The sequence below is a fragment of the Enterobacter cloacae complex sp. 394F7 genome (assembly GCF_057320385.1).
The window spans coordinates 184,645-209,525 of record NZ_JBXWCS010000008.1 but is presented as its reverse complement, the minus strand read 5'-3'; the positions used below and the strand labels follow the sequence as shown (position 1 = coordinate 209,525).

Sequence of the window (24,881 nt, the reverse complement as noted above, 5' to 3'; positions counted from 1 at the left end):
TTTTGTCTGACCGATCATCCACGCAGCAATGGCGTAAGACGTATTGATCTTTCAGGCAGTTAGCGGGCTGCGGGTTGCAGTACTTCCCGGTATAAGGATTGTTCTCTGGAGAGTTCTACCCAGGCAATTCCCCTGATAATTGCGCTGTGTTTCCGTATGAAACACAGGCAACCGACACTCTGCGCCTCTTAAGCGAGCGACAACCGTGAGGTTGGCGACGTGAATAGACACGAGGCCATCGGTTCATACCCCGGAAAGCGTCACCTTGCCCGCAGCTTTGTCGTCAATGTAAGAATAACGAGTAAGTTACGATGAAAAGAATGTTAATCAACGCAACTCAGCAAGAAGAGTTGCGTGTCGCCCTTGTGGATGGGCAGCGCCTGTACGATCTGGATATCGAAAGTCCTGGACACGAACAGAAAAAAGCGAACATTTACAAAGGTAAAATCACCCGCATTGAACCAAGCCTTGAGGCTGCATTTGTCGATTACGGTGCTGAGCGTCATGGTTTCCTCCCTCTGAAAGAAATCGCCCGCGAATATTTCCCTGCTAACTACAACGCTCATGGCCGTCCGAATATCAAAGATGTTCTGCGTGAAGGTCAGGAAGTGATTGTTCAGATTGATAAAGAAGAGCGCGGCAACAAAGGTGCCGCACTGACAACCTTTATCAGCCTGGCAGGAAGTTATCTGGTACTGATGCCAAACAACCCGCGTGCGGGTGGTATCTCTCGCCGTATCGAAGGCGATGACCGTACCGAACTGAAAGAAGCGCTGGCCAGTCTTGAACTGCCGGATGGCATGGGTCTTATCGTGCGTACCGCCGGTGTGGGCAAATCTGCCGAAGCGCTGCAGTGGGACTTAAGCTTCCGTCTGAAGCACTGGGAAGCTATCCAGAAAGCAGCAGAAAGCCGCTCTGCTCCGTTCCTGATCCACCAGGAAAGTAACGTTATTGTACGTGCCTTCCGCGACTATCTGCGTCAGGATATCGGTGAAATTCTCATCGACAACCCGAAAGTGCTTGAGCTGGCTCGCCAGCACATCGCCGCACTGGGTCGTCCGGACTTCACCAGCAAAATCAAACTGTACACCGGCGAAATCCCGCTGTTCAGCCACTATCAGATTGAATCCCAGATTGAGTCCGCCTTCCAGCGTGAAGTCCGTCTGCCATCCGGCGGTTCTATCGTTATCGATACCACAGAAGCGCTGACCGCTATCGACATCAACTCCGCACGTGCGACGCGCGGCGGCGATATCGAAGAGACCGCCTTCAACACCAACCTTGAAGCCGCTGATGAAATCGCCCGCCAGCTCCGCCTGCGCGACCTGGGTGGTCTGATTGTTATCGACTTTATCGACATGACCCCTGTTCGTCACCAGCGTGCGGTTGAAAACCGTCTGCGCGAAGCGGTGCGCCAGGATCGTGCGCGTATCCAGATTAGCCATATTTCGCGCTTCGGCCTGCTGGAGATGTCTCGTCAACGCCTGAGCCCGTCTCTGGGCGAATCCAGCCATCACGTTTGCCCGCGCTGCTCCGGTACCGGGACCGTTCGTGATAACGAATCTCTGTCTCTCTCTATTCTGCGTCTGATTGAAGAAGAAGCGCTGAAAGAGAACACTAAAGAGGTTCACGCCATTGTTCCGGTGCCAATTGCCTCCTACCTGCTGAACGAAAAACGTGCCGCGGTGAGTGCCATTGAAGCGCGCCAGGGCGGCGTTCGCTGCATCATCGTGCCAAACGACCAGATGGAAACGCCGCACTATCACGTGCTGCGTGTCCGTAAAGGCGAAGAGACCAGCACGCTCAGCTACCTGCTGCCGAAGCTGCATGAAGAAGAGATGGCGCTGCCATCTGATGAAGAGCCAGCCGAGCGTAAACTGCCAGAGCAGCCTGCGTTAGCGACCTTCATCATGCCGGAAGCTCCGCCAGAAAGTGCCCTGGAAAAACCAGCGGCTAAACCTGCGGCACAAAAACCGGCTGTGGCGGCAAAAGCCGAGCCAGTACAACCGGGTCTGCTGAGCCGTTTCTTTGGCGCGCTTAAGAAAATGTTCGCAGGTGAAGAAGTTCAGCCAGAGCAGCCGAAAGAAGAACCTAAAGCGGCCAAACCTGAGCGTCAGCAGGACCGTCGTAAGCGTCAGAACAACCGCCGCGATCGTAATGACCGCAGCGACCGTAACGAGCGTCGTGATAACCGTTCAGACAACAATGAAGGCCGTGAGCAACGCGAAGACAACCGTCGCAACCGTCGCGAGAAACAACAGCAGAACGTTGAAGATCGTGAAATTCGCCAGCAGGCGGGCGATGAGTCCGAGAAGAGCAAACAGCGCGACGAGCAGCAGCCTCGCCGTGAGCGTAACCGTCGCCGTAACGACGAAAAACGCCAGGCGCAGCAGGACGTTAAAAACCTGAATCGCGAAGAGCCTGCTGAGCAGCAGGAGACCGAGCAGGAAGAACGTACTCAGGTTATGCCACGTCGTAAGCAGCGCCAGCTGTCTCAGAAAGTGCGCGTTGGTGCTGTTCAGGCAGAAGAAACCGCAGCTGTCGCAGCCGAAGTGACAGAAACCACAACGGGCACGCAGGTTGCGAAAGTTGACCTCCCGGCCGTCGTGGAAAATCAGGTAGAGCAGGATGAAAACGGTGAAAACCGTGACAACGCGGGTATGCCGCGTCGCTCGCGCCGTTCTCCGCGTCATCTGCGCGTGAGTGGTCAGCGTCGTCGTCGCTACCGTGACGAGCGTTACCCAACGCAATCCCCAATGCCAATGACCGTGGCGTGCGCGTCACCTGAAATGGCATCCGGTAAAGTCTGGATCCGCTACCCTGTTGCTCGCCCGGAACAGGCTGTTGAAGAACAGGCAGTGACCGAAGAGGTGATTGCACCAGTAGCAGCGGCAGAAGAGGTTGTAACGGAAGCGGCAACCGTGGTTGAACCACAGGTTGTTGAAACTGAAGCACCTCACGCTGTGGACGTCGAAACCACCCATCCAGAAGTGATTGCTGCCCCGGTTGATGCCGCGCCGCAGCTTATTGCCGAAGAAGATGCCGTGGTGGCTGAAGAAGTCGCTGAAGAGGCTGAACCTGTAGCCGCAGTGGAAGAAACCGCTGAAACTATCGTTGAAACCACGACCGAAGAGGTTGTGCAGGACGTTGAGATTCAGGTTGAACCTGTTGTTGAAGAAGCGAAAGCGCCGGAAGTGAAACCCGAGCCGGTGAAGGTTGCCGTCGCGCCTGCGCACGTTGCCACAGCACCGATGACTCGCGCCCCTGCGCCTGAGTATGTGCCTGAAGCACCGCGTCACAGCGACTGGGTTCGCCCGGAGTTCAACTTCGAAGGTAAAGGTGCTGCCGGTGGTCACAGTGCTACGCACAAGGCTACTGCACCAGCAACCCGTCCGCAGTCAGTTGAATAACGCACGCTAAGTGTGAAAGCCGACCTTCGGGTCGGCTTTTTTATGGCTGCGGTAGCGGCTTTCTCATTCCAGTGACCTCCGGCATGATCTGCCGCATCAACTCCAGAAAACGCCGCAAGCGCGCCGGATAGTAGCGGGACCAGGGGTAAACCAGATGCACCGGTAACGCCGCCGGCTGCCACTCGGGCAGTAAATGCACCAGCCGCCCTTCCCGAATATCGTCCTGCACTGTCCAGCTTGATACCACCGCCACGCCAAGCCCGGTGATAGCCGTATTGCGTGCGACATACAGACTGTCGGTACTGAGGCGGGGAGTAATCGCCACGCGCGCGGTGGCTGGCGAGGCATCGTGAAAAAGCTCCACATGGCGCTGGTAGAAAGAGCTGATGGCTATCCAGGGAAGCTGCTGCAAATCTTCCGGGGTGTTAACCGCTGGAAAACGGGCCAGCAATGCCGGAGAAGCCACCACTGAGCGCGGCACCTCAGCCAGCAGCACGGACACGGTCGCCGGGTCAACCTCCATGCCCACCCGAATCGCACAGTCAAGGTTGTCGCCGAGAAAGTCAGCCGACCGGTCGTTGAGCATCCACTCAATAGAAAGCTGCGGATAACGCTGCAGAAATTCGGTTAACGGTTTCAGGAGCTGATCCTGACCAAACGCGTGCGGGGCGCGAACCCGCAGGACGCCTACCGGTTCGTCTTCCGTCTGCCCTACCTCATCTTCCAGTGCCAGCCAGCTGTCAATCACCCGACGGGCGTGCTGATAGCAGCGCTCGCCGTCATCCGTCAGACGCGTCGTGTGAGTAGTGCGCAATATCAGGCGCACACCGAGCATCGTCTCAAGCGACTGCAACCGTCGGCTCACCGTGGCCTGGGTGGTTGCCAGCTGCCGTGCCGCCGCAGAGAGGGACCCGGCCTCAACAATACGAACAAACGTGCGCATTAACTCCACCCTGTCTATACGCTCAACTCTTTTCATCATCTTTTTGCCTATACGCTAAACGTATAAGCGTTTTACCACCAGGCCCGCTACCGCTGCAAGGCGTGCTGATAAAAAATAGCCACACACGATGAATGAGGAACATCTTATGAACACAACATCCGCCGCCCATGCCGTAAGCCGCTGGGTCATCTTAATGCTGGCGCTCGGTGCGGGCTTCAGTGTGGCATCCATCTATTATGCCCAGCCTCTGCTACCACTGATGGGCGCTGACCTGCACCTGAGTATCGAAGGAATGGGCATGGTCCCGACGCTTACCCAGGCGGGATATGCTCTGGGGATCCTGTTCCTGCTGCCGCTCGGCGACCGCCACGACCGCAGAACACTGATCCTGATAAAAAGTGCAGCCCTGGCGCTATTTCTGCTTGGCTGTAGCCTGACCGGACAGATCCACTCCCTGCTGCTGGCAAGTCTGCTTATCGGCATGGCCGCCACCATGGCGCAGGATATCGTCCCTGCCGCGGCAATCCTTGCACCGGAAGGCAAACAGGGGAAAACCGTCGGTACGGTGATGACCGGCCTGTTGCTGGGTATTCTGCTCTCCCGAACCGTCAGCGGCGTGGTAGGTGAGGCTTTTGGCTGGCGCGTCATGTACCAGCTGGCTGCCGCGAGCATTGCGTTTATCGGCGTTGTTATGTGGGCCGTACTCCCGCGGTTTGCCATCCACTCCACCCTGAGCTATCCGGCGCTGCTGCGTTCTATGGAACACCTGTGGCGTCGTTATCCGGCTCTGCGCCGCGCGGCGCTGGCTCAGGGTTTTCTGTCGATTGCCTTTAGCGCCTTCTGGTCCACGCTGGCAGTGATGCTGCTGGAACGTTATCACTTAGGAAGTGCGGTCGCGGGGGGATTTGGTATTGCAGGTGCTGCAGGTGCGTTAGCCGCCCCGCTGGCGGGAGGTCTGGCCGATAAGCTGGGTGCCGGAAAAGTCACGCAGCTCGGTGCGCTTCTCGTGACCGTCTCATTTGCCCTGATGTTCCTGATGCCCGCGCTGGGCCTGCATGGACAGCTCATCCTGATTGCCCTCTCCGCCGTCGGGTTCGATCTGGGTCTGCAGTCAAGCCTGGTGGCGCATCAGAATCTGGTGTATAGCCTTGAGCCGCAGGCCCGTGGACGCCTGAACGCCCTGCTCTTTACGGTAATCTTTATCGGCATGGCACTGGGCTCTGCGCTGGGCAGTAATATCTATACGCTGGCAGGATGGGCTGGGGTGGTCGCGCTTGCGACGGTATGCGGCGTCATTGCGCTGGTCATTCGCCTGATTGAGAGCGCTCGCGTCAGCGCCGTGCAGGCAGACATCGCCTAAAAAAATGCCCAATCCAGACGGATTGGGCAGTCAAAACATGCCCAGTTTCAAGACATGTTCTAAGAGGTAAAGATGTTATTTGTTCAACTGGAACAGCGACATACCCTGCATATCGCTAAACGCTTTATAGGACGCCTGCAAGGCAGCCTGCTGCATGGTGTAAGAGGAAATCGCTTCATTCCAGTCCACATCAACCAGGTCACTCATCTGCTTAGTCTGGCCCAGCGCACGATCGTCACCCAGAGTATCCAGTTTCTCCAGTTCGTTCAGTTTGGTTCCCACATCAGCAACCACCGTCAGGATGTTGTTTTGGGAGTTTTTGACACCAATTTGCACGTTTTTGATCACCTGGCTTTGCGCAGCAGCAGCAGCCGGATCGTTCTCAATCGGTACCTTTAGCGAGTCAATGGCGGAATCGAGGATTTTGAACAGATTAGTTTCGCCATATCCTCCACCCGGCAACTCTTGCGCATTACTGGTGATGCTCTCAAAAATCTGCTTTCCTGTATGGCTAATGGCCATGTTCCGCGCCGTATCGACCTGCTGCGTTATCGGCTCAGCGCCACCATTATAATTCCCGGTAGCAGCCTCAAACGGTGCACTTTCGGTTTTATAGCCGGCAAAAATAAAACGACCGTTACCATCAGTAGTGTTAGCAAGATTCATCAGCTGATCACGGATCCCCTGGATATCAGTCGCCAGCGACAGGCGGTCATCATCGCTTAACGTTCCGTTTGCAGCGTAAACTAATTTCTCCGTTACGCTCGACAGTGCCGTGTTCACTTGAGTTAAGACATTATCTTCAAGCGAGACTTTTTGGGTCGCAAACGTACGTGCCAGCGCAAACTGGCTGTTTTGCGCCTGAGCCTGTGACAGCACAACCGCCTGCGACGCCGCAATAGGATCGTCCGACGGACGGTTAACACGCTTACCGGTGGACATTTGCTCACCGTAGCTCAGCCACTTGCTCTGGGAATCGGTGATTCCCCGCATGTTCTGGTCGTACATCATCTGGGTGCTAATACGCATTTTTCACCTCAGCCTTAGCGAATATTGATAATTGCATCAAAAAGCGTGCTGGCAGTTTGTAACACCTGCGCATTGGCAAGGTAATACTGCTGATAGCGCTGCAGGTTGCCATACTCTTCGTCGAGGTTTACCCCAGAGATGGACTGCTGCTGCTTAGTCAGTTGCGTCGCCACATTCGCTTTCGTTTCGCTGCTGGTTTTCAGCGCGGCGGTTGAGCTGCCGACCGTACTGACGAGGGAAGCATAGGCATCGTTGAAAGTCTTATTGCCGCCAACAACCTTACTGTTTTGCAGATCGAGCAGTTTTTGGCCATTGCGGTTGTCGCTCTCGCCGCCGTTGCTTGCGGATGCCATAGCCAGTTTGGACTCATCTTTGAACTTGAGCTCCATATTGACGATGACATCAGAAACAGGCTTGACGATGAAACTGTCTTTGGCGTTCGCGCTACCGGTCACGTTGACGCTCAGGCCATCAAAGGAGAGATTGCCACTTGCGTCCGGGGCCATGGTGAAGCTGGTTTTATCCGAACGGGTGATAGTCCAGTCGGTGCCGTTAAACTGCAGCTTATAATCGGTGGCCTGCACTTTGGTGCTGTCTGCCACAGTGGCCGTCATTGCGGCCGTACCGGTATTGCGGCTGTTGGTTACCACGGCTGGCGAACCAAAGTCGAACAGCTTGCCACCGGCATCGCCATTGGCATCAAACCCGGCTTCATGCTGCTTATTCATCGCGTCCGCAAAGGCCAGTGCCAGCTGATTGAGGTTGTTGCGCGCTTTATCCAGATCTTCTGAGCGGAACGTAAACAAGCCCCCCAGAGAACCGGTGGTGACCATTTTCTCGGGAATTTCGACGTTGCCGGACACCTCATCGCTGTAGGCGATAGTCGTCCGGGTCGGATCGGCGCTGGATTTCACCGCAGCTAACTGGTTTGCTTTGCTCCCCTGCACCAGGCTGTAACCGTTGCCAAAGGAGACGTTATAGGTGCCACCATCCTGAACAGCCACTTCAACACCCACAATTTGGTTCAGCTCACTCACCAGCTGATCGCGCTGATCCAGCAGGTCATTTGGCGATGAACCTGCCCCTACGCCGGTAAGACGTGAAATCTGATCGTTCAGATTCGCAATCTGTTTTGCGTAGTTGTTGATCTGCTCAACGCTTGAAGCGATGGCGGTATTAACCTGAGAATCCTGATCGCGAAGATACTGGTCGTTCGTTTTAAACTGATTGACCAGACCATCCGCTTTTCCCAGCACCGTCTGTCTTGCGGCCGGGTCTTCCGCGTTGCTCACCAGCGTTTGCAGGCTTTTAAAGAAATCCTGAAGCGTCGTCGAAAGTGAGTTGGTGGAATCAGAGAGCACATCGTCAATTTTTGACATCTGCTGATAGCGCGTCGTCAGACCGCTACTCTGCGTTTGCGCGGCGCGCAGTTGGTTGGTGATGAAAGCATCATATTCACGCTGCACACCAGACACATACACCCCGTTGCCCACCCAGCCACCGCCGGTCAGCGTGCTGTTAGACGCACCCAGCACGGTCGTCTGGCGGGTGTAACCTGCCACGTTATAGCTTGAAATGTTATTACTGACGGTATTGAGTGCCGCCTGAGCAGCACTGAGGCCACTCATGGCGCTGTTAATCAAACTGGACATGGAGGTTCCTTTTATTCGTTCAGACACGAGTCCTGATGAAAGTTATCGGCAGCCTCCACCGGGACTTGAGAAGTTTCAGAACAGATTTTCGATATCTGTGCTATAGGCTTTGCTGACTTTCTCGCCCATCGATTTAAGCTGCTGAATCATGCTGGTGAGCTTACGCGCATAGTTCGGGTCGGTGGCATAGCCCGCATTTTGCAGGGCCTGCGCACCCTGCTCAGGCGTAGCCGCCTGCGTAACGGCGGCATAACGCGGGTTGCGGCTCAACAGGCCTACATAATCGGACAACGCTTCCAGATAAGAGCTGTAAACGCGGAATTTTGCTTTGATCTTCACCGCCGCACCGTTTTCATATTCGGTGGTGGTGATCTCCGTTGTCGGCCCCTTCCAGCTGGCATTCGCCTTCACGCCAAAGATGTTGAAGCTCGGCTCGCCGTTTTCCTTACGGATCTGGCGCTGACCCCAGCCCGATTCCAGCGCGGCCTGCGCCAGAATCAGGTGATGTGGCACCCCACTCTGTTCACTGGCAAGACGGGCCGGCAGCGAAAGCTGTGCCAGGAAGTCTTTGCTGTCGCCGGAGAGCGGCTCATCGCTGCTCACCGTCGCCTTCGGTATCGCTTTACGCACCATTTGCGTCAGCGCCTGGTTCTGATAGCTGGTCACCGTTTGCAGGTCGAACTTCATCGGCACCTGCTGCGGCTCATCCTTCGGCTGGATCCCCTGCGCGGCTTCGGTCTGTTTGACTATCATGTCAGCCAGACCGAGCCCTTTACCGGCGGTCATCTGCTGCGCAATCTGTTGGTCATACATGCTGGTATACAGGCGCGTTGAATCACTGCTGAACATGCCGTCTTTAGGCAGAGTTTCACGCATGCTCTTCAGCATCATCTGTACAAACATCCCCTCCACCTGGCGGGCGACCGGGCGGATATTCGCCGCCGGGTCTTTGCCTGCCTGGGTTTTCAGTTCGTTAAGCGACTGGGCATCCCAGGCCGCGCTGGTCAACAGTTTGCTATCGGTCAGCATCAGATGATTTCCAGTTTGGCGCGCAGACAGCCCGCACTTTGCATGGATTGCAGAATAGACATCAGATCCATCGGCGTTGCCCCCAGGGCATTCAGGGCACGCACCACGCTGTTGAGGTTGGCACTGGAGCGTACGCTCTGCAGCGAGCCCCCGCTCTGACGCAAATCGATCTGGGTTTGCGGCGTTACCACCGTCTGCCCACCACCAAACGGGGTATCCGGCTGGCTGACGTTGGCGGAGCGGTTGACCGTTACCGAGAGGTTACCCTGCGCCACAGCGCAGCTGTCCAGCGACACTTCACGGTTCATCACCACCGAACCGGTACGGGAGTTGATGATCACTTTGGCATCCTGAACAGGGACGTTCACTTCCATGTTCTGGATATCGGCCAGCATGCGCACCTGGTTGCTGCCGCCCGTTGAGGTGCGGATCTGCACGGTACGGGCGTCCAGCGCCGTCGCACTGCCATAGCCGCGGCTGCGGTTGATGGTGTCGGCGATCTGCTGCGCCATGGTGAAATCTTCGTTGTTCAGCTGCAGGTTGATGGTATTCCCCGCGCCGAACTGGGTCGGCAGTTCACGCTCAATGATTGCACCGTTAGTGATACGCCCGCCGTTCAGCTGGTTGACCTGCACGCTGCTGCCGCCTGCAGAGGCCCCCGCGCCGCCCACCAGAATGTTACCCTGCGCCAGGGCATAAACCTGGCTATCCACCCCTTTCAGCGGAGTCATCAGCAGCGTACCGCCGCGCAGGCTTTTGGCGTTACCCATGGAGGAAACCACCACATCGATGGTCTGCCCCTGACGCGCAAACGCCGGGTAGGAAGCGGTTACCATGACCGCCGCCACGTTTTTCAACTGCATGTTGGTGCCCGCCGGTACGGTGATACCGAGCTGGGACAGCATGTTGTTCAAGCTCTGGGTGGTGAATGGCGTCTGGGTGGTCTGGTCACCCGTGCCATCCAGGCCAACCACCAGACCATAGCCAATGAGGGAGTTTTCACGCACGCCCTGAACGCTGGTGAGATCGCGAATGCGGTCAGCCTGGGCAAATGTTGCCACCAGCATCAGCGCCACGGCGAAGATCGATTTAAACATGGGTCACCTCGCTTACATCGGCGATAAATTAAGGAAGAAGCGCTGCAGCCAGCCCATATTTTGCGCTTCGTTGATATAGCCGTTACCGACGTATTCAATGCGCGCATCCGCCACCTGGGTGGACGGAACGGTGTTGGTGCCGCTGATGGTGCGAGGGTTAACCACACCGGAGAAGCGAATGAACTCAGTGCCCTGGTTAATGGCGATCTGTTTTTCACCCACCACATGTAAATTGCCGTTAACCAGCACCTGGTCAACCGTTACCGTCAGCGTGCCGCTGAAGGTATTGCTGGCGTTCGCGCCACCTTTACCGTTGAAGGTATTGCCGCCAGACGCCTCAACATCCGCACGTGCATTGCCGAAGAGTCCCTGCAGATAGCGCGGTACGGTATCGAAGCCAAAATTGGTTTTGCCATCGCGGCTGGCATTCGCCGACGAGCTCTTGCTCGCGCTGACGTTCTCCTGCAGCACAATGGTCAGGGTATCGCCGACGTTACGCGGGCGACGGTCTTCAAACAGCGGCTGATAACCATAGTTGATCGGCTGCGCGGTCTGGAAAATGGAGCCGTTCACCACTGGCGCAGGGCCAGGAACGGGTTGGGCGGTCGTCGCACCCTGGACCAATGGTTTAGACGGGATCCAGGCACATCCGCTAAGGGTGACGGCCAGAACAGTCAGAATCGGATAACGAAACGCCGCGTTTTTTTGCATTGCCTTCATCTTCGAAAACAGGGAGCCGGTGCGGAATTCACCGCACCGGGCTGCACCTTAGAGTTGCGTCAGTTTCTGCAGCATCTGGTCGGTCGTCGACACTGCTTTACTGTTAATTTCATACGCGCGCTGGACCTGGATCATATTCACCAGCTCTTCCGCCACGTTCACGTTCGAGGTTTCCACATAACCCTGATACAGCAGCCCTGCCCCGTTCAGGCCCGGGGTGCTCTCATTCGGCGTACCGGAGGATTGCGTTTCGGTGTAGAGGTTCTCGCCAATGCTTTCCAGACCGGTATCGTTCATGAAGGTGGTCAGGTTGAGCTGCCCCACCTGAACAGGCGCGGCCTGTCCCTGCTGGGTGACGCTCACCACGCCGTCACGCCCGATGGTGATGCTCAGGGCATTCGCCGGGATCGTGATAGCAGGCTGAACCTGGAAACCACCAGCCGTGACCAGCTGGCCGTTCTGATCGACCTGGAACGAGCCGTCACGGGTATAGGCAGAGGTCCCGTCAGGCAACTGCACCTGGAAGAAACCCTGGCCTTTAATGGCGACGTCTTTGCTGTTGTTGGTCTGAGACAGGTTGCCCTGGCTGTGCAGACGCTCGGTGGCGACCGGACGAACACCGGTACCGATCTGCAAACCTGACGGCAGCGTGGTTTGCTCAGAGGACTGTGCACCCGGCTGACGGATAGTTTGGTAAAGCAAATCTTCGAAAACGGCACGCTGACGCTTGAAACCATTGGTGCTGACGTTTGCCAGATTGTTGGCAATCACATCCATATTGGTTTGCTGCGCGTCCAGGCCAGTTTTCGCGATCCATAAAGAACTGATCATAGGGAGTCCTGTTAACTCATAGCCAGAAGTTGGTTAGCTTTGCCCGCGTTTTCATCAACGCTGCTGATAATCTTCATCTGCATTTCAAAACGACGGGCGCTGGCGATCATGTCGGTCATGGCTTCGACCGGCTTGACGTTGCTGCCTTCCAGAACACCGGACATCACGCGAATGGTCGGGTCGGCCTGAAGCGTGGCGCCACGGGTGGCCTGAGCCGCCTGGGTCAGACGGAACATACCGTCATCACCACGCTGCACCTCTTTGCCATCCGCTTTGACCAGCTTCAGACGCCCGACGGGCGCAACGGTATTGGCCGGGTCGCCCGGGTTCAACGCAGAGATGGTACCGTCTGCGGCGATGGTCAGCTCTGAGCCTTCCGGCACCGTCAACGGACCCGCTTCACCCATTACCGGGTGCCCCTGAATCGTCAACTGGCCCGTGGCACTGACCTGGATATTACCGTTGCGGGTATAGCCTTCGCCGCCGTCTGCCGTTTGCACGGCCAGCCAGCCGTCCTGCTGCAGAGCAACATCCAGCGGACGGGCGGTGTAATCCATCTGCCCTGGCGTCATGTCTGCACCCGGCGTGGAGGCGGTCACCAGCGTACGCGTCGGCAGGGACAACCCTTCTACCGGCACCGCACGCAGCGCATTGAGCTGTGCGCGGAACCCCGGCGTAGAGGCGTTCGCCAGGTTGCTGGCGGTAACGGCCTGCTGATTGAGCGTCTGACTTGCCGCGCCCATCGCGGTATATATTGCGTGATCCATTGCGCTTTCCTGTTAGCCGCTTAACGCAGGTTAACCAGCGTGTTGAGGATCTGATCCTGGGTCTTGATGGTCTGCGCGTTCGACTGATAGTTACGTTGCGCGACAATCATGTTCACCAGCTCTTTACTCAGGTCGACGTTAGAGGCTTCCAGCGCACCGTTGGTCAGCGTACCGAAGTTACCGGAACCCGCGGTACCCAGCAGCGCGACGCCGGAGGACTGCGTGGCAGACCAGACGTTGTCACCTTCAGACTTCAGACCTTCGTTGTTGGCGAAGTTTGCCAGCACGATCTGGCCCAGAACCTGGGTCTGTTCGTTGGAGTAGTTACCGACCACGGTGCCGTCGTCGTTGATCTGGTAGCTCACCAGGTCGCCCGGTTTAAAACCATTCTGGCTGGTTCCAACGATGTTGTTCGCACCGGTGTTCTGCTGCATGGAGTTCGCAAAACTCATGGCGAAGGTCGCAGGCGTGGCACCAGGAATGGTCGCAGTAGTCAGGTTGATGTTGCCACCGCCGATCAGCGTACCGTTGTTGTTGAAGGTCAGCGTCGTGGCGAGAGAGGCCGTGCTGCCTGCCACGCTACCGTCCTGGGCATACACTTTCCAGGAGTTAGCCGGGGTCGCATCTTTGACGTAAAACAGGTTCATGTTGTGCGCATTACCCTGGCTGTCAAAGACGGTGACCGTACCTTTTTTGTTGTAAGTATCCGGGTTGGCCGGATCAAAGGCGGTGGTCGGTGCGGTATCGGTGGAGTTGAGGTTAATCTGCTGGGAAGCCGTGGTGGTGGCCTTCGCGGCCATCAGCGTGGTCGGGATATTAATAGGCTGTGGGTTCGCACCGGTCTGAACCGTTGATGGCGTCCCGGCAACCGGATAACCGGTTAATTGCATCCCCTGCATGTTCACCAGGTTACGGTTTTCGTCCAGCTTGAACTGGCCGTTACGGCTGTAGAACACCGAGCCGTTAGCATCGACCATACGGAAGAAACCGTTCTGGCTGATGGCAACGTCCAGGCCACGACCGGTATTGGTGGTGGTGCCGTCGGTAAAGTCCTGGGTAATGCCTGCAACTTTTACGCCCAGACCCACTTTGGAACCGGCAAACATATCTGCAAATGAAGCAGAACCGGATTTAAAACCATAGGTCGCGGAGTTGGCGATGTTGTTGCCAATGACGTCCAGGTTGGTGGCCGCAGCATTCAGGCCGCTGACCGCTTGAGAAAAGGCCATGACTTACTCCTGATAAGTGTTAAGGCTTAGATAATCTGCCGAACTTCGTCGAGTGTGGTGGTACCAGAAGTACCCAAATCCAGTTTGTTGCCATCGCTACCTTTAATGACGCCCTGGACCAGCGCAAACTGCAGCGGCTGAGCCACCAGCTGGGTAGAGCCATTGCTGGCACTGATTGCCACTTTGTAAGAACCGTTTGGCGCTTTGGTGCCGTCGGCCAGGCTGCCATCCCAGGTAAAGGTATGAACGCCCGCCTTCAGTTCGCCGATATCAATCGTGCGAACCACGGCACCGGTAGCGTCGGTGATCGTCGCGGTGACTTTGTCGGCCGCCTGCTGCAGTTCAACGCCAAACGGCGTGGTGGTGGTGGTCGTGTTGCCTTCGGTAGTGCTGGTGCCCGCCAGGATCGTGGTGCCCGGGATCATCACCCCGTGACCAATCAGGCTCGCAGCCTGCAGGGACTGGCTGTTATCAATTTGCCCGGAAACAGAGCCGAGTGTGGTATTGAGTTTCTCAATGCCGCTGACGGTACTGATCTGCGCAAGCTGCGTGGTCAGTTCGTTGTTCTGCATGGGGTTGGTGGGATCCTGGTTCTTCAGCTGTGCCACCAGCAGCGTCAGAAAGCTGCTTTGCAGATCGGAGGCGTTACTTCCCGTCAGGGAGCTGGAACCCGTCGAACTTTTGGCGCCACTGACGCCCGAGTTCGTTGGATCATTCACATTAACGGCGATGGACATGCATGTCTCCTTTACTGGCCGAGAGTGAGGGTTTTGAGCATCATGCTCTTCACGGTATTAAGCACTTCGACGTTTGCCTGGTAGCTACGTGAGGCGGACATGGAGTTCACCATCTCCCCCACCACATCCACGTTTGGCATTTTCACGTAACCGTTCGCATCCGCCAGCGGGTTGCCGGGCTCATACACCAGCTTGTCCGGTGCCTGGCTTTCCACCACGTCAGAGACTTTCACCCCGCCCGTCGCCGCGCCTGGTGCAGCATCCACCTGGAACACCACCTGCTTTGCACGATAAGGCTGTCCGTCAGGTCCGGTCACGCTGTCGGCGTTCGCCAGGTTACTGGCAGCCACGTTCAGGCGCTTGGACTGCGCGGTTAACGCCGAGCCGGCGATATCGAAAATATTCAGCAAGGCCATTTATCCGTTGCCCCCCTGCAGGACGTTCATCATGCCTTTGATCTGTCCGCCGAGTACGGTCAGGCCCATCTGGTATTTCAGGCTGTTATCGGCAAACTGCGTACGCTCCCGGTCCATATCCACGGTGTTACCGTCGAGTGAAGGCTGGTCGGGAATGCGATAAAGTAAATCGGTCGTGGGCGCCGTCATCGCCTGAGCAGGAATATGGCGTGAGGAGGTCAGAGCGAGCGCGACACTGCTCCCTTCTGCACGTCCACGCTCCATCACTTTTTTAAGCTCACTGGAAAAATCAATATCGCGCGCCTGATACCCTGGCGTATCGGCGTTGGCAATATTGGCGGCTAAAATCTCCTGCCGCTGGGCGCGTAAATTGAGCGCTTCCTGCTGAAAACGTAACGCGGCGTCGAGTTTATCGAGCATGTCTCCTCCGCTGATGGCAAAATTTCAGTTCACAGCTTAAATCTCACCCCGTCACCCCTATCGACGGAATAAGCGCAAAATGCGTCGCTATTTATTCCGTTGATGCAAAACCACTGCAGGTAGAATCCTCTCAATTCGGGTAACGGTGGAATGTGCGATGCAAACGTTAAAACGCGGCCTGGTGGCTACGGCCCTGCTTTTCAGCCCCCTGGTACAGGCTGAAGTACAGGATCAACTGACGGCTTTCTTTGCTCAGCAACTGGCGGGCTTTAGCGACGAAGTCAACGTCACCGTGCGCACGCCACCTAATCTCTATCCCTCCTGTGAGCAGCCGTCGTTCAGCGTAACGGGCACCACAAAACTGTGGGGGAACGTGAACGTGCTGGCGCGCTGTCCGGGTGAAAAACGCTATTTACAGGTTGCGGTACAGGCGACGGGCAATTATGTTGTGGCCGCCGTTCCCATTGCTCGCGGCAGCATGTTGCACGCCAGCAGTGTGACTCTGAAACGCGGTCGTCTGGATCAGCTTCCGCCGCGCACCATGCTTGACATTAACCAGGCACAAGATGCCGTCAGCCTGCGTGATGTCGCGCCAGGCCAGCCGATACAGCTCTCCATGCTGCGTCAGGCATGGCGGGTTAAAGCGGGTCAGCAGGTGATGGTGGTGGCCAACGGCGATGGTTTTCAGATAAACAGTGAAGGGAAGGCATTAAACAATGCCGCGGTGGCGCAAAATGCCCGCGTCAGGATGTCCTCAGGCCAGGTGGTTAGCGGAACCGTCGATTCTGATGGGAATATTCTGATTAACCTATAATCTTTTTAAAGAAATCGCTGCAACTGCCGATAAATAATCAACTAATGATGATGTCAGGCGCCAACGCCGCGAACCCTCGATGAGGACAACACTATGAGCATTGATCGTACATCAGCCCTGAAGCCGGTAAGCGCTGTACAGCCTCGCGAAACGAATGACGCCACGCCGCAGAAAACGCGTGTGGAAAAACCGTCAACGTCCAACAGCACCAGCGTCACCCTGAGCGATGCTCAGGCAAAACTGATGCAGCCAGGCAGCAGCGATATCAATATGGAACGCGTGGAAGCGCTGAAAACGGCTATTCGTAATGGTGAGCTGAAGATGGATACCAGCAAAATTGCTGACGCCCTGATTCAGGAAGCACAGAGTTTCTTACAGAGTAACTAACCGTATGAGTCGACTGTCAGAAATACTGGATCAAATGACGGTTGTCCTGAACGACCTGAAAACGGTCATGGACGCGGAGCAACAGCACCTCTCTTCCGGTCAGATCAACGGCAGCGCGTTGCAGCGTATTACGGAAGATAAAAGTTCGCTTCTGGCGACGCTGGATTATCTGGAACAACAGCGTCGCGCTGAGCAAGATCCTAAGCGCAGTGCGAATGACGATATTGTAGAACGCTGGCAGACCATTACAGAAAAAACCCAGCATCTGCGCCATCTTAATCAGCACAACGGTTGGCTGCTGGAAGGCCAGATTGAGCGTAATCAGCAAGCGCTTGAGGTGTTAAAGCCGCATAAAGAGCCCGGGCTGTACGGTGCGGATGGTCAAACATCAACGGCACGTGTCACGGGCGGGAAAAAGATTTCGATTTGAAGCCCTGGCGACAAATCAGGCAGCGGGGAGCACCCTAAGGTGAACTCCCCTTTTGGCGTTTATGCGGTACGGCGGGCAAACTCTTTCACTTTGAAGCCCAGCACCGCGAGCGTCGCAAAGTAGGCCACAACCCCAACACCCACAACGGCCATCAGCCGCATCAGACGGTAAAGCATGGTGCCCTGCGACCATTCCGGCATGACATGCAGCATGCCAAGCAACGCCGCTGCCATAACCAGCACCGCAACGATCAGACGCACAAAGAAGCTTTTCCAGCCCGGTTGCGGCGTGAAGATATCCTGCTTACGCAACTGCCAGTACAACAGCCCGGCGTTGAGACAGGCCGCAAGACCAATAGATAAGGCCAGACCGGCGTGCTTCAGCGGGCCAATAAAGGCCAGGTTCATCAGCTGAGTCATAATCAGCGTCACAATGGCAATTTTCACCGGCGTTTTGATGTCCTGGCGCGAGTAGAACCCTGGTGCCAGCACTTTAACGACGATCAGCCCCATCAGCCCCACCGAGTAGGCAATCAGCGCCTGCTGCGTCATTGACGCGTCAAAAGCGGTGAATTTGCCGTACTGGAACAGGGAAACGGTCAGCGGCTGCGCGAGGATCCCCAGCGCTACCGCACTCGGCAGCGCCAGCAGGAAGCAGAGACGCAGCCCCCAGTCCATCAGACGGCAATATTCGTCATGGTTTCCGCTGGCAAAACTTTTCGACAGCGACGGCAGGAGAATGGTCCCCAGCGCCACCCCCAACACCCCGGAGGGAAACTCCATCAAACGGTCCGCGTAATACATCCACGAAACGGAACCGGATTTGAGGAAAGAGGCGAAGATAGTGTTGATGATAAGCGAGATCTGGCTAACCGAAACCCCGAGAATGGCAGGCCCCATCTGCTTAATCACGCGCATCGCACCGGCGTCACGGAAATTAATTCGCGGCAGAACCAGCATGCCGATTTTCTTCAGATGCGGCAGCTGATACGCCAGTTGCAACACGCCACCTGCCGTCACCGCCCAGGCCAGCGCCAGCACCGGCGGGTTGAAATGGGGCGCGGCGAACAGCGCAAAGCCAATCATGCTGATGTTAAGGAAGGTTGGCGCAAAGGCCGGAACGGAAAAACGGTTCCAGGTATTGAGGATTGCCCCCACCAGCGAGGCCAGGGAGATCAGCAGAATATAAGGAAAGGTAATACGCAACAGTTGAGTGGTCAGGGCAAATTTATCTGCCGAGTCCGCAAAGCCGGGTGCCGTCACCATAATCACCCAGGGCGCAGCCAGCATCCCGAGCACCGTTACGATCGCCAGGGCCAGCGTCAGGAGGCCTGAAACGTAAGCGACAAACACGCGCGTGGCGTCTTCACCCTGCTTGCTTTTATATTCCGCCAGGATAGGAACGAATGCCTGGGAAAATGCCCCCTCGGCAAAAATGCGACGCAATAAATTCGGCAATTTGAACGCGACGAAAAAGGCGTCCGTTGCCATCCCTGCACCAAATACTCTTGCCACAATCGCATCGCGCGCAAAACCCAGCACGCGGGAAAACATGGTCATCGAGCTGACTGCCGCCAGCGATTTTAATAAGTTCATTAATGAGAATTCCCACAACCCTACGGATTTCCAGAACGGGTAAGCGAAAGCGCCACCCATTGAAACCAACAAACGGCGCTTAGTCTACCCGGATTTAAGGGAATTACTATCGGCAGATGTTACAGAGAATTATTCGCTCATGGCCTCTCGCCAGAGCCGCTCCACAATGCGTTGTGCCATGATGGCCTGCTCACCGGATGTTTCCGGAACCGTGTGATTTTGCACACAGGCGATAAAGTGGCGGGCGCATCCGTCAAAGCCGCGCTGCTCAAGGGTGCTTTGCCAGCCAGGCGCCGGTAGCGTGACCACGCCGCTGCCTTTCTCTTCGCGCCATTCGCGCATGTCGGTAATGTCATACAGAGCCCCCTCAGTGACCGCCTGCACAGACTCCCGCTGACTGCCGGCCCGGCGATGCATGCTGGTGGTGACCTGCAGATGCTCAAGAGCAAAATGGTGCTCAGCGTAAACCATCTGGCCCTGATCGTTGGTCAACAGGGTGCCGCTTTTAAGCTGGGCTTGCCCGTTGGTTAGCCAGAGCGCCGTATCTACCACGTGCAGGTAATCATCCAGAAGAGTAAAGCGCAGATCGTTCGGTCCGACGCTGTCGGTACGATGCTTGTCCATTCGCAGGGACGCGAGCCCACCAGACCGGGCCTTCAACTGCTGGTAAAGCGGCGCAAAACGGCGATTGAAGCCCACCATCAGCGTCAGTTTTTTGCGTGCAGCGAGTTCAATCAGCCGTTCGGCATCCTGAATGTTTTCCGCCAGGGGTTTATCCACACAAACGTGGACCCCGGCATTCAGTAATTCGCTGACCACCTGATAATGGGTGGCGGTAGAGGTGTGCACAAAGACCGCATCGCAGTCGCGCGCCAGATCCTGAAGCGATGCCGCATACGGCATGCGCCAGGTTTCGCAGATCCGCTCGGCCTTCTCGCGGGTAGGTGACCACGCCCCTTGCAGCGTCCAGTCCGTCGCGGCCCCCAGAACAGGCAGCCAGGCCTTTTGCGCAATACCGCCCAGCCCTACCACGCCAACGCGTAATTTTTTCACCGTCAGTCTCCTAAATGTGCCAGCAATGCATCCAGGCGTTGTTTCAGCCCGGCCACCTCTTCCTCCAGCGCCTCTACGCGTGCTGCGAGGCTGTCATGCGCGGCGGGGGCAGCCGAATCTGCCAACACCGTTGACGGATCAACCTCACCGCTGAACAGGTGCATATAGCGGCTTTCACGTTTCCCCGGCTCGCGCGCCAGACGTACCACATAAGGGCCATCCTCGCGGGTGGCAAGCCCGTCCAGGGTCTGCTCAACCTCCTGCATATCGGCGAACTCATGCATGCGGGAGGCCCGGGTGCGCAGTTCACCGGGTGTTTGCGCGCCGCGCAGTAACAGCGTGGTGATCACCGCCACCTCGGCGGCACTCAGCTTCAGATCGCCGAACTCAGAATTGCAAAACCGCTGCTCGTACTTGGTCACGCGGTTACCGAAACCGCTGACCATGCGCAGGTAATGGCGTTTAACCAGTTCATCGAGAATATCCTGCACCTCATGTTCGCCGAGATTCATCACCGGCTCACGGTTGGTTTTCTGGTTACACGCCATCGTCACGGCATTGACGGAGAGCGGATACTGTTCCGGCGTGGTGACCTGTTTTTCCAGCAGGCAGCCAATCACACGCGCTTCTGTTGCGCTTAACTGATATTTCATCTCTTCTCCTTAGCGGCCTGCCGTCCAGTCCCGGGTGGTTAATGCTGTCAGTACGTGGTCGCGCCACTCTCCGTCTATCAGCAGATAATCTTTAGCATACCCCTCTTTCTCAAACCCCAACCGCGCGAGCAAATTACCGCTGCGCTGATTGTGTGGCATGTAGTTCGCCATAATGCGATGGATATGTTGAGTGCGCTGCATATAACGGATCGCCACCGTTAGCGCCTCATACATCAGCCCCTGCCCTTGCCATTTCTGGCCGATGGAGTAGCCGAGGTAGCAGGCGTGAAACGATCCGCGCACCACGTTGGAAAAGTTGGCAATGCCGATGATCTCTTTTTCCTCCGGATCCAGCAGCGCGAAATAGAACGCGCTTCCCTGCTTGTGGAATTCTGCAATCATGCTGAGGCGCGCCTGCCAGCCGGAAGGGTAGCAGTGGCTCTCATCCCGAACGGGTTCCCAGGGTTTTAAAAACTGGCGATTCTCGGCGTAATAATCCGCCAGACGCCAGGCATCACGCTCGTGCACCAGACGAACAACCAGCCTGTCCGTTGTCAGACGCACTTTTGGCACATTACTGCGATAGCCAAACATCGATACCACTCCTTCCCGTCACTTCTGCTTACCCATTAGCTTTACTATACCTGCGCCTGTGCCGTCTGTGAAAACAGTGACATACCATTTTGACCTCTTTTCACATTTTTCGATGAGAACTCTCTATCAAAGCGCTCTTTTGATAAAAAAATATTGTCACGCGCGGGGGTGGGAAAAAACGTGGCGACACCGCAGAATGTTAGCGTGCTCACCATCCTGTTTTCCCTGGAGGGAAAATGTCCCGCATATCACAGGCCAGGAGCCTGGGTAAATATTTCCTGCTAGTCGATAACATGCTGGTCGTGCTCGGCTTTTTTGTTGTGTTTCCCCTCATCTCGATCCGCTTTGTCGATCAAATGGGCTGGGCGGCACTGATGGTCGGTATCGCGCTCGGGTTACGCCAGTTTGTCCAGCAGGGTCTGGGCGTGTTTGGTGGCGCCATCGCCGACCGCTTTGGTGCCAAACCGATGATCGTGACGGGCATGCTGCTACGCGCGGCAGGCTTCGCCACTATGGCAATTGCCCAGGAGCCGTGGCTGCTGTGGTTTTCCTGCTTCCTCTCCGGTATCGGTGGCACCCTGTTTGACCCGCCGCGCACCGCGCTGGTGGTTAAACTCATTCGTCCGCTGCACCGGGGACGCTTCTTCTCAATTTTGATGATGCAGGACAGTGCCGGGGCGGTAATTGGCGCCCTGCTGGGAAGCTGGCTGTTGCAGTACGACTTTCGTCTGGTCTGCGCGGCGGGTGCGCTGCTCTTTATTCTGTGTGCGCTCTTTAATGCCCTGTTTCTGCCGGCATGGAAACTGTCGACGGTCAAAGCCCCCGTACGCGAAGGTCTTGGCCGCGTGCTGCGAGACAAACGCTTTGTTACGTACGTGCTGACCCTGACGGGGTATTACATGCTGGCCGTTCAGGTCATGCTGATGCTGCCGATCATGGTAAACGACATTGCGGGCACCCCGGCCGCCGTAAAATGGATGTACGCCATAGAAGCCTGCCTCTCTCTGACCCTGCTCTACCCGATCGCCCGCTGGAGCGAACGGCGTTTTCGACTGGAGCATCGCCTGATGGCCGGGCTGTTATTGATGACGCTCAGCATGATGCCCATCGGGCTGGTGAACTCGCTCCAGCAGCTGTTTACGCTGATTTGCACCTTCTATATCGGCTCCATTATTGCCGAACCGGCTCGTGAAACGCTGAGCGCCTCGCTTGCCGACGCGCGCGCTCGCGGCAGCTATATGGGGTTCAGCCGCCTGGGGCTGGCCTTTGGCGGTGCATTGGGTTACGCCGGCGGCGGCTGGCTGTTCGATGCCGGAAAAGCCCTAAGCCAGCCGGAACTGCCCTGGGTCATGCTCGGCGTGGTCGGCTTTATGACGCTCCTTGCGCTGTGGTGGCAATTCAGCCAGAAGCGCAGCGCGAGCGGCATGCTCGAACCTGGGGCATAATATTCCCTGCGGCGGGGCCTCTCCCGCCGCCATTATCAGTTTTTTCTGCTGGTTTCCGCTATTTCACCCTGACATACTGGCGTAACAGGACAGTAGCGCCGATTTTTCGTTGAGGAACACTATGAAAAAAATTGTCATTGCCGCCGCATTCATTGTCAGCGGCCTGCTGGTAGGTTGTAACCAGCTTACGCAATACACCGTCAGTGAGCAGGAAATTAATCAGGCGCTGGAAAAACATAATAACTTTTCAAAAGACATTGGTGTGCCGGGGCTTGCCGATGCGCATATCGTCCTCAGCAACCTCACCAGCCAGATTGGGCGCGAAGAGCCGAATAAAGTCACTCTCGCCGGGGATGCCAATCTCGATATGACCTCTCTCTTCGGTAACCAGAAAGCCAACATTAAGCTGAAGCTCAAGGCGCTGCCGGTCTTTAACAAAGAGAAAGGGGCCATCTTCCTGCAGGAGATGGAAGTGGTAGACGCGGACGTCACGCCGGACAAGATGAAACCGGTGATGCAGACCCTGATGCCCTACCTGAACCAGTCCCTGCGCAACTACTTTAACCAGCAGCCGGCCTATGTCTTAAGTGAAGACAAGAGCAAGGGTGAGGCGCTGGCGAAAAAATATGCCAAAGGCATCGAGGTGAAACCGGGAGAGATCGTTATTCCATTCACCGATTAACCTGAAGGGGCGCAAAAGCGCCCTTTTTTTACGGAAAAGTGTGCAAACGAAAACGTTTCCGCTTATTATTTGTGTCCGGCAAAAACAGCCATCCTAATGACTGATTCCTGACAAGCCGGAGCTTCCATGACTGCACAACCCCAGGTTCTTAAAATCCGCCGCCCTGACGACTGGCATATCCATCTGCGTGATGGCGATATGCTGAAAACCGTCGTGCCGTATACCAGCGAAATTTATGGCCGCGCGATTGTCATGCCTAACCTGGTTCCACCAGTCACCACCGTTGACGCCGCTATGGCTTATCGCCAGCGAATTCTTGATGCCGTGCCGGCAGGACATGATTTCACTCCGCTGATGACCTGCTATCTGACCGACACCCTCGATCCGAATGAAGTGGAACGCGGCTTTAACGAAGGCGTGTTCACCGCGGCGAAACTCTACCCGGCTAACGCTACCACCAACTCCAGCCACGGTGTCACCAGTATTGACGCCATCATGCCGGTTCTGGAGCGCATGCAAAAACTGGGCATGCCGCTGCTGGTACATGGTGAAGTGACCCACGCCGACATTGATATCTTCGACCGTGAAGCCCGCTTTATCGAAACCGTAATGGAGCCGCTGCGCCAGCGTCTTCCTGCGCTTAAAGTGGTGTTTGAACACATCACCACCAAAGATGCCGCAGAGTATGTCCGCGATGGCAATGAACTGATTGCCGCCACCATCACGCCACAGCACCTGATGTTTAACCGCAACCACATGCTGGTTGGCGGCGTTCGTCCGCATCTCTATTGCCTGCCCATTCTGAAGCGTAACGTTCATCAGCAGGCGCTGCGTGAACTCGTTGCCAGCGGTTTCTCCCGCGCCTTCCTCGGCACGGACTCCGCGCCTCATGCACGCCACCGCAAAGAGGCCAGCTGCGGTTGCGCAGGCTGCTTTAATGCCCCTACCGCACTCGCCAGCTACGCCACCGTGTTTGAAGAGATGAATGCACTGCAGCATTTCGAAGCGTTCTGCTCGCTCAATGGACCACGCTTCTACGGGCTGCCGGTCAACGAAACGTTCATTGAACTGGAGCGTAAAGAGAGCCGCGTGGACGAGGCCATTCCGCTGACGGATGACACGCTCATCCCATTCCTTGCCGGAGAAACCGTCAACTGGACGGTAAAACGCTAAAAAAACAGTGCCCCTTGTTGTCAAACCCATAATATACCTGTATAAATAAACAGTATATTACACAGGGGGCATTTATGCGTATTGAAGTCACCATAGCCAAAACAACCGTTCTGCCTGCTGGCGCGCTTGATGCGCTGGCCGGTGAATTATCCCGCCGTATTAACAGTACTTTCCCTGACAACGCTGGTGCCGTAACGGTTCGTTATGCGGCGGCAAACAACCTCTCCGTCATTGGTGGCGCGAAAGAAGATAAAGACCGTATCAGCGAAATCCTGCAGGAAACCTGGGAAAGCGCCGACGACTGGTTCATCACAGATTAATCTTGCTCCCTCATTGTTCTTTTTTGCCGGGTCGCCCCGGCTTTTTTTCGTCTGAAATCCGGTTCGTTCAAATTAATTCGGCAACAAATTTAAAA

The 24,881-nt window shown here is 56.3% G+C and carries 25 protein-coding genes; 9 read left to right on the top strand and 16 right to left on the bottom strand.

Annotated features, from left to right (window positions below; translation table 11 throughout):
- Positions 1 to 311: 311 nt before the first annotated feature.
- Positions 312 to 3,410, top strand: a complete 3,099-nt coding sequence (rne, locus tag AC2FAK_RS13910) for a ribonuclease E (RefSeq protein ID WP_095455646.1) — start codon at positions 312 to 314, stop codon at positions 3,408 to 3,410.
- Between the two features lie 40 nt (positions 3,411 to 3,450).
- Here the strand turns inward: rne and AC2FAK_RS13905 are convergent, their stop codons facing one another.
- Entirely contained in the window at positions 3,451 to 4,353 is a 903-nt protein-coding gene (locus AC2FAK_RS13905) for a LysR family transcriptional regulator (protein ID WP_023621658.1), read from the bottom strand.
- 145 nt (positions 4,354 to 4,498) lie between these two features.
- Between AC2FAK_RS13905 and AC2FAK_RS13900 the strand changes: the two genes are divergently transcribed.
- Complete coding sequence (locus tag AC2FAK_RS13900; RefSeq protein ID WP_029881956.1) at positions 4,499 to 5,713, top strand: MFS transporter; 1,215 nt, start codon at positions 4,499 to 4,501, stop codon at positions 5,711 to 5,713.
- A 75-nt stretch (positions 5,714 to 5,788) separates the two neighbouring features.
- Here the strand turns inward: AC2FAK_RS13900 and flgL are convergent, their stop codons facing one another.
- The 11 genes from flgL to flgB all read right to left on the bottom strand — a co-directional run bounded on the left by flgL (position 5,789) and on the right by flgB (position 15,640).
- On the bottom strand, positions 5,789 to 6,742 hold the full coding sequence (gene flgL, locus AC2FAK_RS13895) for a flagellar hook-associated protein FlgL (RefSeq protein WP_095455645.1): 954 nt from the start codon (positions 6,740 to 6,742) through the stop codon (positions 5,789 to 5,791).
- A gap of 14 nt (positions 6,743 to 6,756) precedes the next feature.
- Entirely contained in the window at positions 6,757 to 8,394 is a 1,638-nt protein-coding gene (gene flgK / locus AC2FAK_RS13890) for a flagellar hook-associated protein FlgK (RefSeq protein ID WP_013097132.1), read from the bottom strand.
- Positions 8,395 to 8,469: 75 nt separating this feature from the next.
- Entirely contained in the window at positions 8,470 to 9,423 is a 954-nt protein-coding gene (flgJ, locus tag AC2FAK_RS13885) for a flagellar assembly peptidoglycan hydrolase FlgJ (RefSeq protein WP_020689612.1), read from the bottom strand.
- Entirely contained in the window at positions 9,423 to 10,520 is a 1,098-nt protein-coding gene (locus tag AC2FAK_RS13880; RefSeq protein ID WP_013097134.1) for a flagellar basal body P-ring protein FlgI, read from the bottom strand. The genes flgJ and AC2FAK_RS13880 overlap by 1 nt, the downstream gene beginning before the upstream one ends.
- 12 nt (positions 10,521 to 10,532) lie before the next feature.
- A complete protein-coding gene (gene flgH, locus AC2FAK_RS13875; protein ID WP_003857987.1) occupies positions 10,533 to 11,231 on the bottom strand; it encodes a flagellar basal body L-ring protein FlgH in 699 nt (232 codons plus the stop codon).
- A 57-nt stretch (positions 11,232 to 11,288) separates the two neighbouring features.
- Positions 11,289 to 12,071, bottom strand: coding sequence for a flagellar basal-body rod protein FlgG (flgG, locus tag AC2FAK_RS13870; RefSeq protein ID WP_008500810.1), 783 nt, complete (start codon positions 12,069 to 12,071; stop codon positions 11,289 to 11,291).
- Between the two features lie 11 nt (positions 12,072 to 12,082).
- Positions 12,083 to 12,838: a flagellar basal body rod protein FlgF gene (locus tag AC2FAK_RS13865; protein ID WP_013097135.1), complete on the bottom strand. Its 756-nt coding sequence runs from the start codon at positions 12,836 to 12,838 to the stop codon at positions 12,083 to 12,085.
- A 20-nt stretch (positions 12,839 to 12,858) separates the two neighbouring features.
- A complete protein-coding gene (flgE, locus tag AC2FAK_RS13860; protein WP_013097136.1) occupies positions 12,859 to 14,067 on the bottom strand; it encodes a flagellar hook protein FlgE in 1,209 nt (402 codons plus the stop codon).
- Between the two features lie 26 nt (positions 14,068 to 14,093).
- Positions 14,094 to 14,804, bottom strand: a complete 711-nt coding sequence (gene flgD, locus AC2FAK_RS13855; RefSeq protein ID WP_013097137.1) for a flagellar hook assembly protein FlgD — start codon at positions 14,802 to 14,804, stop codon at positions 14,094 to 14,096.
- A gap of 11 nt (positions 14,805 to 14,815) precedes the next feature.
- Positions 14,816 to 15,220 carry a flagellar basal body rod protein FlgC gene (gene flgC, locus AC2FAK_RS13850; RefSeq protein WP_013097138.1) on the bottom strand — a complete coding sequence of 135 codons (405 nt, stop codon included), beginning with the start codon at positions 15,218 to 15,220 and terminating at the stop codon, positions 14,816 to 14,818.
- Entirely contained in the window at positions 15,221 to 15,640 is a 420-nt protein-coding gene (flgB, locus tag AC2FAK_RS13845) for a flagellar basal body rod protein FlgB (RefSeq protein WP_095455644.1), read from the bottom strand.
- A gap of 157 nt (positions 15,641 to 15,797) precedes the next feature.
- Between flgB and flgA the strand changes: the two genes are divergently transcribed.
- The 3 genes from flgA to flgN all read left to right on the top strand — a co-directional run bounded on the left by flgA (position 15,798) and on the right by flgN (position 17,271).
- Positions 15,798 to 16,454 carry a flagellar basal body P-ring formation chaperone FlgA gene (gene flgA / locus AC2FAK_RS13840; RefSeq protein WP_013097140.1) on the top strand — a complete coding sequence of 219 codons (657 nt, stop codon included), beginning with the start codon at positions 15,798 to 15,800 and terminating at the stop codon, positions 16,452 to 16,454.
- Positions 16,455 to 16,547: 93 nt separating this feature from the next.
- Positions 16,548 to 16,841 (top strand): flagellar biosynthesis anti-sigma factor FlgM, encoded by a 294-nt coding sequence (gene flgM, locus AC2FAK_RS13835; RefSeq protein WP_013097141.1) that lies wholly within the window; start codon positions 16,548 to 16,550, stop codon positions 16,839 to 16,841.
- A 4-nt stretch (positions 16,842 to 16,845) separates the two neighbouring features.
- Complete coding sequence (flgN, locus tag AC2FAK_RS13830; RefSeq protein ID WP_028027944.1) at positions 16,846 to 17,271, top strand: flagella biosynthesis chaperone FlgN; 426 nt, start codon at positions 16,846 to 16,848, stop codon at positions 17,269 to 17,271.
- Positions 17,272 to 17,330: 59 nt separating this feature from the next.
- Here flgN and murJ read toward each other — a convergent pair whose 3' ends face one another.
- The 4 genes from murJ to rimJ form a co-directional block, all read right to left on the bottom strand.
- Complete coding sequence (gene murJ / locus AC2FAK_RS13825) at positions 17,331 to 18,866, bottom strand: murein biosynthesis integral membrane protein MurJ (RefSeq protein WP_023620179.1); 1,536 nt, start codon at positions 18,864 to 18,866, stop codon at positions 17,331 to 17,333.
- A 129-nt stretch (positions 18,867 to 18,995) separates the two neighbouring features.
- Positions 18,996 to 19,919, bottom strand: a complete 924-nt coding sequence (locus tag AC2FAK_RS13820; protein ID WP_095455643.1) for a Gfo/Idh/MocA family protein — start codon at positions 19,917 to 19,919, stop codon at positions 18,996 to 18,998.
- A gap of 2 nt (positions 19,920 to 19,921) precedes the next feature.
- A complete protein-coding gene (locus tag AC2FAK_RS13815) occupies positions 19,922 to 20,572 on the bottom strand; it encodes a YceH family protein (RefSeq protein WP_095455642.1) in 651 nt (216 codons plus the stop codon).
- A gap of 9 nt (positions 20,573 to 20,581) precedes the next feature.
- Positions 20,582 to 21,166, bottom strand: a complete 585-nt coding sequence (gene rimJ, locus AC2FAK_RS13810) for a ribosomal protein S5-alanine N-acetyltransferase (protein WP_013097146.1) — start codon at positions 21,164 to 21,166, stop codon at positions 20,582 to 20,584.
- A gap of 236 nt (positions 21,167 to 21,402) precedes the next feature.
- Between rimJ and mdtH the strand changes: the two genes are divergently transcribed.
- The 4 genes from mdtH to dinI all read left to right on the top strand — a co-directional run bounded on the left by mdtH (position 21,403) and on the right by dinI (position 24,786).
- Complete coding sequence (gene mdtH, locus AC2FAK_RS13805) at positions 21,403 to 22,611, top strand: multidrug efflux MFS transporter MdtH (protein WP_095455641.1); 1,209 nt, start codon at positions 21,403 to 21,405, stop codon at positions 22,609 to 22,611.
- A 121-nt stretch (positions 22,612 to 22,732) separates the two neighbouring features.
- Complete coding sequence (locus tag AC2FAK_RS13800; protein WP_013097149.1) at positions 22,733 to 23,293, top strand: lipoprotein; 561 nt, start codon at positions 22,733 to 22,735, stop codon at positions 23,291 to 23,293.
- Positions 23,294 to 23,419: 126 nt separating this feature from the next.
- On the top strand, positions 23,420 to 24,466 hold the full coding sequence (gene pyrC / locus AC2FAK_RS13795) for a dihydroorotase (RefSeq protein WP_020689622.1): 1,047 nt from the start codon (positions 23,420 to 23,422) through the stop codon (positions 24,464 to 24,466).
- Positions 24,467 to 24,540: 74 nt separating this feature from the next.
- Entirely contained in the window at positions 24,541 to 24,786 is a 246-nt protein-coding gene (gene dinI / locus AC2FAK_RS13790) for a DNA damage-inducible protein I (RefSeq protein WP_013097151.1), read from the top strand.
- The last annotated feature ends 95 nt before the right edge of the window (positions 24,787 to 24,881 follow it).

Coding starts and splice junctions, on each gene's coding strand:
- rne (WP_095455646.1), top strand. CDS start 312: ATGAAAAGAATGTTAATCAACGCAACTCAGCAAGAAGAGTTGCGTGTC.
- AC2FAK_RS13905 (WP_023621658.1), bottom strand. CDS start 4,353: ATGCGCACGTTTGTTCGTATTGTTGAGGCCGGGTCCCTCTCTGCGGCG.
- AC2FAK_RS13900 (WP_029881956.1), top strand. CDS start 4,499: ATGAACACAACATCCGCCGCCCATGCCGTAAGCCGCTGGGTCATCTTA.
- flgL (WP_095455645.1), bottom strand. CDS start 6,742: ATGCGTATTAGCACCCAGATGATGTACGACCAGAACATGCGGGGAATC.
- flgK (WP_013097132.1), bottom strand. CDS start 8,394: ATGTCCAGTTTGATTAACAGCGCCATGAGTGGCCTCAGTGCTGCTCAG.
- flgJ (WP_020689612.1), bottom strand. CDS start 9,423: ATGCTGACCGATAGCAAACTGTTGACCAGCGCGGCCTGGGATGCCCAG.
- AC2FAK_RS13880 (WP_013097134.1), bottom strand. CDS start 10,520: ATGTTTAAATCGATCTTCGCCGTGGCGCTGATGCTGGTGGCAACATTT.
- flgH (WP_003857987.1), bottom strand. CDS start 11,231: ATGCAAAAAAACGCGGCGTTTCGTTATCCGATTCTGACTGTTCTGGCC.
- flgG (WP_008500810.1), bottom strand. CDS start 12,071: ATGATCAGTTCTTTATGGATCGCGAAAACTGGCCTGGACGCGCAGCAA.
- AC2FAK_RS13865 (WP_013097135.1), bottom strand. CDS start 12,838: ATGGATCACGCAATATATACCGCGATGGGCGCGGCAAGTCAGACGCTC.
- flgE (WP_013097136.1), bottom strand. CDS start 14,067: ATGGCCTTTTCTCAAGCGGTCAGCGGCCTGAATGCTGCGGCCACCAAC.
- flgD (WP_013097137.1), bottom strand. CDS start 14,804: ATGTCCATCGCCGTTAATGTGAATGATCCAACGAACTCGGGCGTCAGT.
- flgC (WP_013097138.1), bottom strand. CDS start 15,220: ATGGCCTTGCTGAATATTTTCGATATCGCCGGCTCGGCGTTAACCGCG.
- flgB (WP_095455644.1), bottom strand. CDS start 15,640: ATGCTCGATAAACTCGACGCCGCGTTACGTTTTCAGCAGGAAGCGCTC.
- flgA (WP_013097140.1), top strand. CDS start 15,798: ATGCAAACGTTAAAACGCGGCCTGGTGGCTACGGCCCTGCTTTTCAGC.
- flgM (WP_013097141.1), top strand. CDS start 16,548: ATGAGCATTGATCGTACATCAGCCCTGAAGCCGGTAAGCGCTGTACAG.
- flgN (WP_028027944.1), top strand. CDS start 16,846: ATGAGTCGACTGTCAGAAATACTGGATCAAATGACGGTTGTCCTGAAC.
- murJ (WP_023620179.1), bottom strand. CDS start 18,866: ATGAACTTATTAAAATCGCTGGCGGCAGTCAGCTCGATGACCATGTTT.
- AC2FAK_RS13815 (WP_095455642.1), bottom strand. CDS start 20,572: ATGAAATATCAGTTAAGCGCAACAGAAGCGCGTGTGATTGGCTGCCTG.
- rimJ (WP_013097146.1), bottom strand. CDS start 21,166: ATGTTTGGCTATCGCAGTAATGTGCCAAAAGTGCGTCTGACAACGGAC.
- mdtH (WP_095455641.1), top strand. CDS start 21,403: ATGTCCCGCATATCACAGGCCAGGAGCCTGGGTAAATATTTCCTGCTA.
- AC2FAK_RS13800 (WP_013097149.1), top strand. CDS start 22,733: ATGAAAAAAATTGTCATTGCCGCCGCATTCATTGTCAGCGGCCTGCTG.
- pyrC (WP_020689622.1), top strand. CDS start 23,420: ATGACTGCACAACCCCAGGTTCTTAAAATCCGCCGCCCTGACGACTGG.
- dinI (WP_013097151.1), top strand. CDS start 24,541: ATGCGTATTGAAGTCACCATAGCCAAAACAACCGTTCTGCCTGCTGGC.